At 68.8% G+C, this 13,328-nt stretch carries 11 protein-coding genes and 2 tRNA genes; 9 read left to right on the forward strand and 4 right to left on the reverse strand.

Annotation, left to right across the window (positions count from 1 at the left end):
* Positions 1 to 79 precede the first annotated feature (79 nt).
* From pyk to ACLIME_RS05450, 3 genes are all read left to right on the forward strand, one after another.
* Entirely contained in the window at positions 80 to 1,495 is a 1,416-nt protein-coding gene (gene pyk, locus ACLIME_RS05440; protein ID WP_079705946.1) for a pyruvate kinase, read from the forward strand.
* A 114-nt stretch (positions 1,496 to 1,609) separates the two neighbouring features.
* Positions 1,610 to 2,950, forward strand: a complete 1,341-nt coding sequence (locus ACLIME_RS05445) for a CoA transferase (protein ID WP_411558390.1) — start codon at positions 1,610 to 1,612, stop codon at positions 2,948 to 2,950.
* A 60-nt stretch (positions 2,951 to 3,010) separates the two neighbouring features.
* Positions 3,011 to 3,673, forward strand: a complete 663-nt coding sequence (locus ACLIME_RS05450) for a histidine phosphatase family protein (RefSeq protein WP_079705948.1) — start codon at positions 3,011 to 3,013, stop codon at positions 3,671 to 3,673.
* On the opposite strand, the gene ACLIME_RS05455 is transcribed toward ACLIME_RS05450, so the two are convergent.
* The 3 genes from ACLIME_RS05455 to ACLIME_RS05465 all read right to left on the reverse strand — a co-directional run bounded on the left by ACLIME_RS05455 (position 3,674) and on the right by ACLIME_RS05465 (position 4,342).
* Positions 3,674 to 3,946: a hypothetical protein gene (locus tag ACLIME_RS05455; protein ID WP_124769355.1), complete on the reverse strand. Its 273-nt coding sequence runs from the start codon at positions 3,944 to 3,946 to the stop codon at positions 3,674 to 3,676.
* 152 nt (positions 3,947 to 4,098) lie between these two features.
* Positions 4,099 to 4,186, reverse strand: a tRNA-Leu gene (locus tag ACLIME_RS05460).
* Between the two features lie 75 nt (positions 4,187 to 4,261).
* A tRNA-Leu gene (locus ACLIME_RS05465) sits at positions 4,262 to 4,342 on the reverse strand.
* Positions 4,343 to 4,396: 54 nt separating this feature from the next.
* Between ACLIME_RS05465 and ACLIME_RS05470 the strand changes: the two genes are divergently transcribed.
* The gene (locus tag ACLIME_RS05470) at positions 4,397 to 5,002 is read left to right on the forward strand and encodes an ANTAR domain-containing response regulator (protein ID WP_064296913.1); all 606 of its coding nucleotides are present in this window, start codon (positions 4,397 to 4,399) and stop codon (positions 5,000 to 5,002) included.
* 74 nt (positions 5,003 to 5,076) lie between these two features.
* Here the strand turns inward: ACLIME_RS05470 and ACLIME_RS05475 are convergent, their stop codons facing one another.
* Complete coding sequence (locus tag ACLIME_RS05475) at positions 5,077 to 5,499, reverse strand: hotdog fold thioesterase (RefSeq protein ID WP_079705949.1); 423 nt, start codon at positions 5,497 to 5,499, stop codon at positions 5,077 to 5,079.
* A 55-nt stretch (positions 5,500 to 5,554) separates the two neighbouring features.
* On the opposite strand from ACLIME_RS05475, the gene polA reads away from it, so the two are divergent.
* The 5 genes from polA (at position 5,555) to coaE (ending at position 13,310) form a co-directional block, all read left to right on the forward strand.
* A complete protein-coding gene (polA, locus tag ACLIME_RS05480) occupies positions 5,555 to 8,215 on the forward strand; it encodes a DNA polymerase I (protein WP_411558391.1) in 2,661 nt (886 codons plus the stop codon).
* Between the two features lie 54 nt (positions 8,216 to 8,269).
* Positions 8,270 to 9,946, forward strand: coding sequence for a DUF885 domain-containing protein (locus ACLIME_RS05485; protein ID WP_411558392.1), 1,677 nt, complete (start codon positions 8,270 to 8,272; stop codon positions 9,944 to 9,946).
* Entirely contained in the window at positions 9,943 to 10,929 is a 987-nt protein-coding gene (locus ACLIME_RS05490; RefSeq protein WP_411558393.1) for an epimerase, read from the forward strand. The genes ACLIME_RS05485 and ACLIME_RS05490 overlap by 4 nt, the downstream gene beginning before the upstream one ends.
* A 174-nt stretch (positions 10,930 to 11,103) precedes the next feature.
* Positions 11,104 to 12,561: a 30S ribosomal protein S1 gene (gene rpsA, locus ACLIME_RS05495; protein WP_056005690.1), complete on the forward strand. Its 1,458-nt coding sequence runs from the start codon at positions 11,104 to 11,106 to the stop codon at positions 12,559 to 12,561.
* A gap of 119 nt (positions 12,562 to 12,680) precedes the next feature.
* On the forward strand, positions 12,681 to 13,310 hold the full coding sequence (gene coaE / locus ACLIME_RS05500) for a dephospho-CoA kinase (protein ID WP_411558394.1): 630 nt from the start codon (positions 12,681 to 12,683) through the stop codon (positions 13,308 to 13,310).
* Positions 13,311 to 13,328: the final 18 nt, after the last annotated feature.

A 13,328-nucleotide genomic window follows, 5' to 3' on the forward strand; every position in this document is an offset into this window, starting at 1 on the left:
CGACAAGCGTCGGACGCATCATGCCGAGCAGTGAGTACCGAAGCGCCTCGTGCGCAGAAACCATGGAGAACACACACACATGAGACGAGCCAAGATCGTCGCAACGCTGGGGCCTGCAGTCTCCAGCTATGAGAACATCCGGGCCATCATCGATGCGGGGGTCGATGTCACCCGGATGAACCTGAGCCACGGCAGCTACGACGTGCACGAGGCCATCTACGCCAACGTGCGCAAGGCCACCGAGGACTCCGGCCGTGCCGTCGCCGTCCTGGTCGACCTGCAGGGCCCGAAGATCCGCCTCGGCAAGTTCGAGGGCGGCCCGTACGACCTCGCCGTCGGCGACATCTTCAAGATCACCATCGAGGACATCCTCGGTACCAAGGAGATCTCCTCGACGACGTTCAAGGGCCTGCCCCAGGACGTCAAGCCGGGCGACTTCCTCCTGATCGACGACGGCAAGGTCAAGGTCGAGGTCGTTGAAGCGGACGACACCGTCGTGACCACTCGCGTCATCGTCGCCGGCCCCGTGTCGAACAACAAGGGCATCAACCTCCCCGGTGTCGCCGTCAACGTCCCCGCGCTCAGCGAGAAGGACGAAGCGGACCTCCGATGGGGACTGCGTCTCGGCGCCGACCTCATCGCCCTGTCCTTCGTGCGCGACGCGGCCGACATCGACCGCGTCCACGAGATCATGGCGGAGGAGGGCCGCAAGGTCCCCGTGATCGCCAAGATCGAGAAGCCGCAGGCCGTCGAGAACCTCGAGAGCATCGTCGAGGCGTTCGACGCGATCATGGTCGCCCGTGGCGACCTCGGCGTCGAGCTCCCGCTCGAGGCCGTCCCGATCGTGCAGAAGCGCGCGGTGGAGCTCGCCCGTCGTATGGCTAAGCCGGTCATCGTCGCGACGCAGATGCTCGAGTCGATGATCTCCAGCCCCATCCCGACCCGCGCGGAGACCTCCGACGTCGCGAACGCGGTGCTGGACGGTGCTGACGCGGTCATGCTCAGTGGCGAGACGAGTGTCGGCGCCTACCCGGTGATCACGGTGCAGACCATGGCCCGGATCGTCGAGTCGACCGAGATCCACGGTCTCGACCGCGTTCCGCCGCTCGGCACGAAGCCGCGCACCCAGGCCGGAGCGATCACGTTGGCGGCCGTCGAGGTGGCGGACTTCGTCGAGGCGAAGTTCCTCTGCGTCTTCACGGAGTCGGGCGAGTCGGTCCGCCGAATGGCCCGTCTCCGCAACCGGATCCCGATCCTGGCGTTCACGCCCGACCCGGCCATCCGTCGTCGGATGGCGCTGAACTGGGGCGTCGAGTCCTTCGTCGTCGAGCGCGTCACGCACACCGACCAGATGGTCGCCCAGGTGGACGAGGTCCTCGTCGCCACGGGCAAGGCCGCCGTCGGTGAGCCGGTCATCATCATCTCCGGTTCCCCTCCCGGCATCCCCGGGACGACGAACGACATCCGCGTCCACAAGGTGGGCGACGTCCTCTAGTCGTCGACAGCAGCGAAGGCCGTGGTCCTCCCGTACGGGGACCACGGCCTTCGTCGTCCGCCGGGTATGCGGTGGCACCGCGATTCCGGAGGCCGTGGGTCTAGCCTGATGCCCATGAACCGTTCCGTCCTCGTCGACGACACCCTCCGCAGCGCCGTGGGCCTGGACCAGGGAGGAATCGACCGTGAGGCGACCGGGTCGGCGGGACTCCTGGCCTCCCGATTCGCCGTCCTGGAGCTCGCCGCGGTCGCCGTCGGCGCCGTGGAGGATGCCGCCGACCGACTCCGCATCGCCCTCGGATACGAGCCGATGCACACGGCTCTCGACCTCGAGCGGATCGCCGCGGCCTACCAGAGCGACCGCCTGTTGCGGATCGACGGAGCAGCCGTGGACGCGTTCGCGCCACTGTCCGGCTTCTTCGCCGCGGCCGACGGCTGGGTGCGCACGCACGCGAACTACCCCCACCATCGTCGCCGCCTGAGCGCCATGCTCGGGATCGGCGACGAGGCCACCCGCGCAGAGCTCGCCTCGGCGATCGCCTCCCGCTCGGCTCTCGACCTGGAATCGGAGGCCGCGGGAGTCGGCGCACTCCTCGTCGCCGTCCGGAGCGCTGCCGAGTGGTCGTCCACACCACAGGCCGCCGTCGGTGATGGACCGCTCGTCAGGCGTCATGGCGGCTCCGTCGGCTCGACGATCGCCTCGCGGGTGCGGCCGACGAGGCGGCAACCCTTGCGCGGCCTCCGCGTCCTCGACCTGACGCGGGTGATCGCCGGTCCGGTGTCCACGAGGACCCTCGCGCTCCTCGGCGCGGACGTCCTGCGCGTGGATCCACCGCAGGTCCCCGAGATCCCGTGGCAGCACACCGACAGCGGCCAGGGGAAGCGGACAGCGGCGCTCGACGCGTCGACACCGCGCGGCCTCGCGACACTGCAGACGCTGAGCGACGAGGCCGACATCCTGATGACGGGGTACCGACCACACGCCCTCGAGCGCCTCGGTCTGCGAGGTCGCGACGGTCTGGTCACCGGCTCCGTCGACGCCTGGGGTACGACGGGGCCCTGGGGTGATCGACGCGGTTTCGACAGCCTGGTCCAGGCCGCCACGGGCATCGCGCTGGTCGAAGGGAAGGACGGCGCCCCGGGTGCCTTGCCTGCTCAGGCGCTCGACCACAGCGCGGGATACCTGCTGGCGGCGGCCATCGTCGACGACGTGGCGGCGGTCGTCGGCGGCGGTGATGCCGGCCGGTCGTCGGTGTCGCTCGCCCGCGTCGGTGCGGCGCTCCAGCGACTGCCACGATCCGAGGAACGCCCGCCGTCGGACCTCCCGGGAGCGCGGTGCCTGGTGACCCACGGTGCGGTGACGACGGCCCGCCCCGGGCTCAGCGCCTTCGACGACCATGCGTCCCCGGCGGCGGTCCTGGGGAGCGCCGAACCGCAGTGGACCCCGCGCAGCTGATCCCGGCACACTCCGCACCGGGAGATGACCGCCGTCCGGTCGCTCGCCTACCCTGGAGGTATGCGCCTCATCCTCATCAGACACGGTCAGACCTCGTCCAACGTCGCCGGCCTGCTCGACACCGCGATCCCCGGCGCCGTCCTCACCGACCTCGGCGAGACGCAGGCGGCCGCCCTCCCCAAAGCGCTCGTGGGGGAGCGGATCGACGCGGTCTACGCCTCCACCGCGGTGCGGGCGCAGCAGACCGCCGCACCTGTCGCCGAAGTCAGCGGGCTTCCCGTGATCGTCCGTGACGGACTCCGGGAGATCAGCGCCGGCGACAACGAGATGCTCGGGTCGCCCGAGGCCGTCCAGGTCTACATCGACACCATCGTGGCGTGGGCGATGGGAGACCTCGACACCCGGATGCCGGGCGGCGAGAACGGCCACGAGGTGTTCGCGCGCTTCGACGCCGTGATCGAGGAGCTCGAGGGTTCCGGACTGGAGAGCGTGGTGGTCGTGAGCCACGGAGCGATGCTCCGGTCCTGGCTCGGGCTGCGCGGGGCGAACGTCGACGGACACTTCATCGGCACGCACCCCATCACGAACACGGGCGTCATCATCGTCGACGGGGACACGACCACCGGTTGGCGGGTCGACACGTGGACGGGCGACGCCGTCGGCGGACCGGAGCTGACGACGGAGGCCGACGGTCCGGCCGCCGCCGTCGAGCGCGGCTTCTGATCAGTTCGCGTCGTCGGCCGAGGTCGCGCCGTCCGTGAGGAACGGTCCGGGCTCTTCGCCGGGCTGACCCGGGAGTGAGCCGACGAGACGGTCGAGCTCGGCGGCGTCGACGTCGATGCCCTGGTCGCTGAGACGGTCCGCCAGCGCTGCCCGGACGTCGAGGTCGGGAGTGAGGGACCGGTCGGCCGCGACCTGCACGAGGATGCCCTGGAGCCGGTCGTCGGTGCTGGCGTCGTGGACGTCCTGGCGCGGGTCGGTGTGCTCTGCGGTCATGGTGTCGGGTCCCATCGTTGTCGGACGACGTGAGGTACGCCGTGCTCTCGACGGTACGCTACGGCGTCGCCGACACCTCCCGCAGGGGCTTGCGCAAGCTGTGTCGGCAGAGCATGTTGAGTGCACCCAACTGGGATTCCACTCGTTCGCGGTACCGGTGGTGGGACTCGAACCCACACGTCTTTCGACAAAGCATGTTGAGTGCGCCCGGAGGGCTTTCCCACTCATCGCGGTACCGGTGGTGGGACTCGAACCCACACGTCTTTCGACAAAGCATGTTGAGTGCGCCCGGAGGGCTTTCCCACTCGTTCGCGGTACCGGTGGTGGGACTCGAACCCACACGTCTTTCGACAAAGCATTTTGAGTGCTCCGCGTCTGCCATTCCGCCACACCGGCGCGTTCGCCGCACGGCGAACAGCAACCTGCATCAGAGTACCGTAGGATTTGAGGGTGACCGAGCAAGAGACCCCTCCCGCAGCCCCACGGCGCGTCGTCGTCGCTGAGGACGAATCCCTCATCCGCCTCGACATCGTCGAGATCCTCCGCGACAACGGTTTCGAGGTCGTCGGCGAGGCCGGCGACGGCGAGACCGCTGTCGCCCTCGCGACGGAACTCCGTCCGGATCTCGTGATCATGGACGTCAAGATGCCTCAGCTCGACGGCATCTCCGCGGCCGAGCGCATCGGTAAGGCGCACATCGCCCCGGTGGTCCTCCTCACGGCCTTCAGCCAGAAGGAGCTCGTCGAGCGGGCGAGTGAGGCAGGTGCCCTCGCCTACGTCGTGAAGCCGTTCACGCCGAACGACCTCCTTCCCGCGATCGAGATCGCCCTCTCGCGCTACCAGCAGATCATCACCCTCGAGGCCGAGGTCGCCGACATGGTCGAGCGGTTCGAGACCCGCAAGCTCGTCGACCGGGCGAAGGGCCTCCTCAACGAAAAGATGGGCCTCACCGAGCCCGAGGCGTTCCGTTGGATCCAGAAGGCCTCCATGGATCGCCGCCTCACCATGCACGATGTCGCGCAGGCCATCATCGAGCAGCTCAGCGCCAAGAAGTAGCGCTCCTCCCTCGTCGCAAGAGCGGCCCGTCCCCTCGGGGGCGGGCCGCTCTGCTGTGTCCGGTGCCGGACTCGTCAGCCGGTCGGTGCGTCCTTGATGAGGTTCGTGATGCGGATCGTGGAGCACCGTCGTCCCTGCTCGTCGGTGACGGCGATCTCGTGCACGGTGAGCGAGCGACCGAGGTGGATCGGCGTGCAGACACCCGTCACAATGCCCTCGGTGGCGGATCTGGTGTGCGTCGCGTTGATGTCGATGCCGACCGCGAGCTTGCCCGGGCCCGCGAAGAGGTTGGCGGCCATCGAGCCGAGGGACTCGCCGAGCACGACGTACGCCCCACCGTGCAGCAGCATCGCAGGTTGGGTGTTGCCCTCCACCGGCATGGTGGCGACGGATCGCTGCACCGTGAACTCGGTGAACTCGATGCCCATCTTGGCGGCGAGTGCGCCACTGCCCCTCGTCCGCAGGAACTCGAGTGCGTCGTCGGTCTCGTTCGTCATGTCCACCTTCGGATCGGGCCTGAGCCGTGTCGGCACCGGCTTGTAGGCTGGGCGCGTGTCGGAATCAGAAAAGCCTACCCTCCTCGTCGTCGACGGCCACTCGCTCGCATTCCGGGCGTTCTACGCCCTGCCGGTCGACAGCTTCCAAACCCGCGACGGTCAGCACACGAACGCCATCCACGGCTTCATCTCCATGCTGATCAGCCTGCTCAAGAACGAGAACCCGAGCCACATCGCCGTGGCGTTCGACATCTCGCGCCGTTCCTTCCGCACCCGCGAGTACCCCGAGTACAAGGGCACACGCGGCGAGACCCCGCCCGAGTTCAAGGGGCAGGTGCCGCTGCTCGAAGAGGCGCTCAAGGCGATGAACATCACGACGATCAGCAAAGAGGACTACGAGGCCGACGACATCCTCGCCACCCTCGCCAAGCAGGGCGCTGAGGACGGCTTCCGCGTGCTCGTCGTCTCCGGCGACCGCGACACCATCCAGCTCGTCACCGACGACGTCACCCTGCTGTACCCGTCGAGCCAGGGCGTCTCCGCGCTCACCCGGTACGACGGCGCCAAGGTCTTCGAGCGCTACGGCATCCGGCCGGAGCAGTACCCGGAGATCGCGGCGCTCGTCGGCGAGACGAGCGACAACCTCCCGGGCATCCCGAAGGTCGGCGAGAAGACCGCCGTGAAGTGGCTCAACCAGTTCGGCTCCCTCGAGCAGATCCTCGAGCGCGCCGACGAGATCACCGGCAAGGTGGGGGAGAGCCTCCGCGAGCACAAGGAGAACGCGGTCCGCAACCGCCGCCTCAACCGGCTCCTCACCGACGTCGAACTGCCTGTCGGACCGAAGGACCTCGAACGCCGACCGATCGACGCGGACGCGGTGGCGGCCGTCTTCGGGCGGCTCGAGTTCCGCACGCTGCTCGATCGGGTCCTCAAACTCGACGGACTCGAGGCCAACACGGATGTGTCCGCACCGCAGGCGGGCGGCATGGTCATGCCACCGCAGAAGGAGCTGCTCGACGAAGAGCTCGAGGCGTGGATCACCCGTGCAGTCGCCGCACATCCCGCCGGGATCGGTCTCCACCTCGACCTCGACGGCGGCCTCCCGGTCGCAGCCGGCCTCGCGACGCCCACGGAGATCGTCTCGCTCGCCTGGCGTCCCGGTGAGGCCGACTACGCGCCGCTCGAGGCGTGGTTGGCGAGCGACGCCCCGAAGATCATGCACGACGCCAAGCCGCAGCTCCAGGCGGTCACGCGCGCCGGCCTGACGGTCGGCGGTCTCGGCTACGACACCGCGGTCGCCGGTTGGCTCCTGCGTCCGAGCGGCGGCGACAAGACGATCGCCGACCTCATCACGCGCTATCTCGACGAGACGATGCCAGTCGCCGACCCGAACCAGCTCGTCCCCGAGACCGACCCCGTGGGTGCCGGCGGCACCGCCTGGTACGCCCTCCGCGTCGCCGAGGCGACCCGCACGGCGCTCGACGCCGGGTCACTCGGCGTCCTGCTCGACATGGAGCTGCCGGTCCTCCAGGTGCTGGCCCACATGGAGCTGACCGGCGTGACGGTCGACCACGACATCCTGAGCGGCCTGTCCGAGCAGCTCGGCAACCGGGCCGCGGAGCTCGCGAGCAACGCGTATACGGAGATCGGCCGCGAGGTCAACCTCGGATCACCGAAGCAGCTGCAGGAGGTCCTCTTCGACCAGCTCGCCATGCCGAAGACACGCGCCAACAAGACGGGCTTCTCGACGGACGCCGGCGCCCTGGCCGATCTCCAGGAGAAGAGCCCGCATCCGTTCCTCGGGCTTCTCCTCGAACACCGCGATGCGACGAAGCTCCGCCAGATCGTGGAGACGCTCGACAAGGCGATCACGCCCGACGGCCGCATCCACACGACGTACGTGCAGATCGGGACCAGCACCGGTCGGATCTCCTCGACCGACCCGAACCTGCAGAACATCCCCGTGCGCACCGAGGAGGGACGCCGCATCCGTGCCGCCTTCCAAGCCGGCTCCGGGTACGAGACCCTGCTGACCGCCGACTACTCGCAGATCGAGATGCGGATCATGGCGCACCTCTCCGGCGACGCCGGCCTCATCGAGGCGTTCAAATCCGGCGAGGACCTCCACCGCTTCGTCGGCGCGCGCATCTTCGGCGTCGCCGCCGAGGACGTCACGCCCGCGATGCGCAACAAGGTGAAGGCGATGTCGTACGGACTCGCCTACGGTCTGAGCGCGTTCGGGCTCTCGAAGCAGCTGCGGATCACGAGCGCTGAGGCGAAGCAGCTCATGGTCGACTACTTCGAGCGCTTCGGTGCGGTCCGCGACTACCTGCGCAACGTCGTCGAGCAGGCGAAGCTCGACGGCTACACCGAGACGATCTTCGGTCGTCGGAGGCTCTTCCCCGAGCTCTCGAGCCCCAACCGACTGGTCAGGGAGAACGCCGAACGTCAGGCGCTGAACGCCCCGATCCAGGGTTCGGCCGCCGACATCATGAAGCGCGCCATGATCGGCATCGAGTCAGAGCTGCGCTCCGAATCCCTCAGCTCGCAGATGATGCTGCAGGTGCACGACGAACTGATCTTCGAGGTCGCAGAAGGGGAGTGGGACGCCCTGGAGCGCATCGTCCGAGCACAGATGGCGGGTGCCGCCGAGCTGTCGGTGCCGCTGGAGGTCCAGATCGGCCGCGGGCACGATTGGGACGCCGCAGCCCACTGAGCGCCCCGCAGGTCCGCACCCGGCGCCGGACGGGTGCGGACTAGGCTCGACGTCATGTCCCACGAAGAACCTCGTCAGAGCACACCGATCGACGTCATCGCCGAGAGCTGGGTGGAGACCCTCGTCCAGCTGAAGCCGGAGGTCGGTACCTACATCGGCCGCACGGACGTCGGCGGACGGTATGGCGACTACTCGCCGGCCGGGCACGAGGCGTACATCGACGCCGCGTCGCGCACGCTTCGCGAGCTGCGGTCGGCCGCACCGGTCGACGCCGTCGACCGCGTCACCCAGACCGACCTCTCGGCGGAGCTGGAGCTCGACCTCGCCTCGTCGGAGGCCGGTCTCCAATACCGCGACCTCAACGTGATCGCGTCGCCGTCGCAGGAGCTGCGCGATGTCTTCGACCTGATGCCGACGGCCACGGTCGAGGACTGGAGCACCATCCGGACCCGCCTCGGCGCGTTGCCGGACGCGGTCGACGGGTACATCGAGACCCTGCGCGCGGGCATCGCCCGGGGGATCACCCCGGCACGCCGTCAGGTGGCCGAGGTGTACGAGCAGGTCCTCCGCACCGGCGCCGGCGACGGGTTCTTCATCGGCTTCGCCGCCAACGCCGGACCGGCGGACGGCCAGCTCCCGGCGTCCCTCGCCGGCGAACTCTCGACGGGTGCCGGTGCCGCAGCCGTCGCCTACAACCGTCTGGCGGACTTCCTCGCGCACGAACTGCTGCCTGCTGCAACCCAGGAGGACGCCATCGGCCGCGAGCTCTACACGCTGCAGTCCCGCCGTTTCCTCGGCGCGACGGTCGACCTCGACGAGAGCTACGAGTGGGGCATCGAGGAACTGGCGCGCATGGTGTCGGAGCAGGAGGCGATCGCGAACGAGATCCTCCCCGGCGCGTCCGTCGAGGAGGCGGTCGCCTTCCTCGAACAGGATCCGGCGCGCAAGCTGCACGGCACCGACGCGCTCCGGCGGTGGATGCAGGAGACGAGCGACCGTGCGGTCGAGGAGCTGGGGCGGACGCACTTCGACATCCCGCAGGAGATCCGCGCGCTCGAGTGCATGATCGCGCCGACGCAGGAGGGTGGGATCTACTACACCGGCCCGACGGACGACTTCTCTCGCCCTGGCCGCATGTGGTGGTCCGTCCCCGCCGGCGTCACCGAGTTCGACACGTGGCGCGAGCTCACGACCGTCTACCACGAGGGCGTGCCAGGACATCACCTGCAGATCGGGCAGGCCGTCGTCAACCGGAAGACGCTCAACCTCTGGCGTCGACAGCTCGCCGGCACCTCCGGCCACGCGGAGGGCTGGGCCCTCTACGCCGAGCGCCTGATGGAGCAGCTCGGATACCTCGACGACCCGGCGGACCGTCTGGGCATGCTCGACGGTCAGCGGATGCGCGCGGCCCGCGTCGTCCTCGACATCGGGGTGCACCTCGGCAAGCCGCTCCCGGACGGCAGCGGAACCTGGACCGCCGAGTACGCCTTCGACTTCATGGGTCGGAACGTCAACATGTCGCCGGAGTTCGTCCGGTTCGAGGTCAACCGGTACCTCGGTTGGCCCGGCCAGGCGCCGTCGTACAAGATCGGCCAGCGCATCTGGGAACAGCTCCGTGACGACGCGGCCCGCCGCGCCGGGGACGCCTTCGACATCAAGGACTTCCACCGTCGGGCGCTCGACCTCGGGGGCGTCGGGCTCGACACGCTGCGGTCGGCGATGCTCGGATGACGACCGAACGGATCGTCGTCGCCGGCGCGTCCGGGTTCATCGGGCGTCGTCTGGTCGAGTCGTTCCGGGCCGACGGTGCCACCGTCTCCGTCATCGGGCGCGGTGCCGCCGACGCGCGGTGGGGTGACCACACGGGCATCGCCCGGCTGGTCGACGGCGCGGACCTCCTGGTCAACCTCGCCGGGAAGAGCGTGAACTGTCGCTACACCCCGTCGAACCGCGCCGAGATCCTCCGGTCCCGCGTGGACACGACGACGGAGCTGGCGCGGGCGGTGCGTGCAGCCGCCTCGCCTCCGCCGCTCTGGATCAACTCGTCGACCGCCACGATCTACCGCCATGCCGACGACCGCCCGATGACGGAGGCCGACGGTGAGATCGGTTCCGGGTTCTCCGTCGACGTCGCGACCGCCTGGGAGCAGGCGTTCTTCGCGGACGAGCTGCCCGGGACACGACGGGTCGCCCTCCGCATCGCGATCGTCCTGGGCGACGGCGGAGCGCTCACCCCGCTCCGGTGGTTGGCGCGTCTCGGCCTCGGGGGACCCCAACTGGACGGTCACTGGCCCACTTCCCGATCGCGTCGTGCCGCCGGGACGGATCACCGGTTCGGGACGCCGGGCGGGCGGCAGCGGTTCAGCTGGATCCATCTGGACGACGTCGTCGGCATCGTCCGGTTCCTCCGTGGCCATCCCGAACTCGACGGCGTCGTCAACGTGACGTCACCGAACCCCACCGACAACCGCGGATTCATGCGGACCGTGCGGTACGTGCTCGGGATGCCGCTCGGCCTCCCCGCACCCCGCTGGTTGCTGGAAATCGGGATGTCCGTCCTGCGGACCGAGAGCGAACTGGTCCTGAAGAGTCGCTGGGCGATGCCGGAGCGGTTGCTGCAGGCGGGCTACCGGTTCGAGCACCCGACGCTCGATCCAGCGCTGCGGGACATCCTCTCCGACCGCGGCTTGCCTGCACACCCGGAAAATCGCTAGACTGGACTGTCACAATTGTGACGTCCTATCCGCCTGCCCGTCTCGCAGAGCGACACCGATCCCCGGATCGGTTCACACAACAGCATCGCTTCGATCAACGTCCGTGGTCATCCACGGGTCCGGAGCCGTGCGCGAGGCCGGCCTGAATCATTGTCCACCTGGAGCAATTACTACATGACAAGCGCAACGACCGCCCCCAAGCAGGTCGCAATCAACGACATCGGATCTGCTGAGGACTTCCTCGCAGCGGTCGAAAAGACTCTGAAGTTCTTCAACGACGGCGACCTCATCGAGGGCACCGTCGTGAAGATCGACCGCGACGAGGTCCTCCTCGACGTCGGCTACAAGACCGAGGGTGTCATCCCCTCGCGTGAACTCTCCATCAAGCACGACGTCGACCCCTCCGAGGTCGTCAACGTCGGCGACACGATCGAGGCTCTCGTTCTCCAGAAGGAGGACAAGGAAGGCCGTCTGATCCTGTCGAAGAAGCGCGCACAGTACGAGCGTGCTTGGGGCGACGTGGAGAAGATCAAGGAATCCGACGGCGTCGTCACCGGTTCGGTCATCGAGGTCGTCAAGGGCGGCCTCATCGTCGACATCGGCCTCCGTGGCTTCCTCCCGGCCTCGCTCATCGAGCTGCGCCGCGTCCGCGACCTCACGCCGTACCTCGGCCAGGAGATCGAGGCGAAGATCCTCGAGCTCGACAAGAACCGCAACAACGTGGTCCTGTCGCGCCGTGCGCTCCTCGAGCAGACGCAGTCCGAGAGCCGCACCACCTTCCTCAACAACCTCCAGAAGGGACAGGTCCGCAAGGGCGTCGTCTCCTCGATCGTCAACTTCGGCGCGTTCGTCGACCTCGGCGGCGTCGACGGTCTCGTCCACGTCTCCGAGCTCAGCTGGAAGCACATCGAGCACGCCAGCGAGGTCGTCGAGGTCGGTCAGGAAGTCACCGTCGAGATCCTCGAGGTCGACCTGGACCGCGAGCGCGTCTCGCTGTCGCTCAAGGCGACCCAGGAGGACCCGTGGCAGGTCTTCGCCCGCACCCACGCCATCGGCCAGGTTGCACCGGGTAAGGTCACCAAGCTCGTCCCGTTCGGTGCGTTCGTCCGCGTCGCAGACGGCATCGAGGGCCTCGTGCACATCTCGGAGCTCTCCGGCAAGCACGTCGAGCTGGCCGAGCAGGTCGTTTCGGTCGGCGAAGAGGTCTTCGTCAAGGTCATCGACATCGACCTCGAGCGTCGCCGCATCTCGCTGAGCCTCAAGCAGGCCAACGAGGGTGTCGACCCCGAGGGCACCGAGTTCGACCCGGCCCTCTACGGCATGCTCACGGAGTACGACGAGCTCGGGAACTACAAGTACCCCGAGGGCTTCGACGCCGAGACGCAGGAGTGGAAGGAAGGCTTCGACGCCGAGCGCGAGAAGTGGGAGCAGGACTACGCTGCCGCCCAGGCTCGTTGGGAAGCGCACAAGAAGCAGGTCGCTGCCGCAGCCGTCGAAGAGGCCAACCAGGCTTCCTCGTCGACCGCGTCCTCGTCGGCCGGTTCCTCGTTCTCGAGCGACTCCGCCGGCGGCGGCACGCTCGCTGACGACGAGTCCCTCGCGGCCCTCCGCGAGAAGCTCTCGAGCAACTAGTCCCACCAGCACCGACCAGCGTCGGTGTCCAGCAGGGGGTCGCCTTCGGGCGGCCCCCTGCTGCGTTGTGCGGGGCGCTCGTCGGAGGCGCTGCACGCTCCGCGGGTACGCTGGCTGACATGTACCTCATCGGCCTCACCGGCGGGATCGCCTCCGGCAAATCGACCATCGCGGCCCGGCTCGCTGGACACGGCGCCGTCGTCATCGACGCGGACGTCCTCTCACGAGAGGCCGTCGAACCGGGGACGCCGGGACTGGCCGCCATCGCGGAGCGCTTCGGTGCCGACGTGATCGGGCCCGACGGAGCACTCGACCGCGCTGCGCTCGGCTCCATCGTCTTCGCCGACGACCAGGCGCGGGCCGACCTCAACGCCATCGTGCACCCGGAGGTCAAGCGGCGTTCGCAGGCCCGGATCGCCGAAGCCTCGAGCGACCCCGGTGCCGTCGTCGTCTACGACGTCCCGCTGCTCGTCGAGACCGGCCGCGCCGACGAGTTCGACCTCGTGGTCGTCGCCGCGGCTCCGGAGGGGGAGCGCGCCCGTCGGCTCGTCGACCTCCGCGGGCTCGACCGGGTCGAGGCGGAACGACGGATCGCGGCCCAGGCGACCGAAGAGCAGCGCACCGCCGTCGCCGACGTGGTGATCGACACCGCCGGCTCGCTCGAGCACACCCTCAGCCAGGTCGACGCGGTCTGGCACCGCGCCGCCGCGGCCGCTGTACGGGCGCCCGATCGGCAGGACGGCGTCTGAGCGCGTCGCCCGCTCCGC

The sequence above is a fragment of the Plantibacter sp. MPB07 genome, assembly GCF_046619465.1.
Taxonomy (GTDB): domain Bacteria; phylum Actinomycetota; class Actinomycetes; order Actinomycetales; family Microbacteriaceae; genus Plantibacter; species Plantibacter auratus.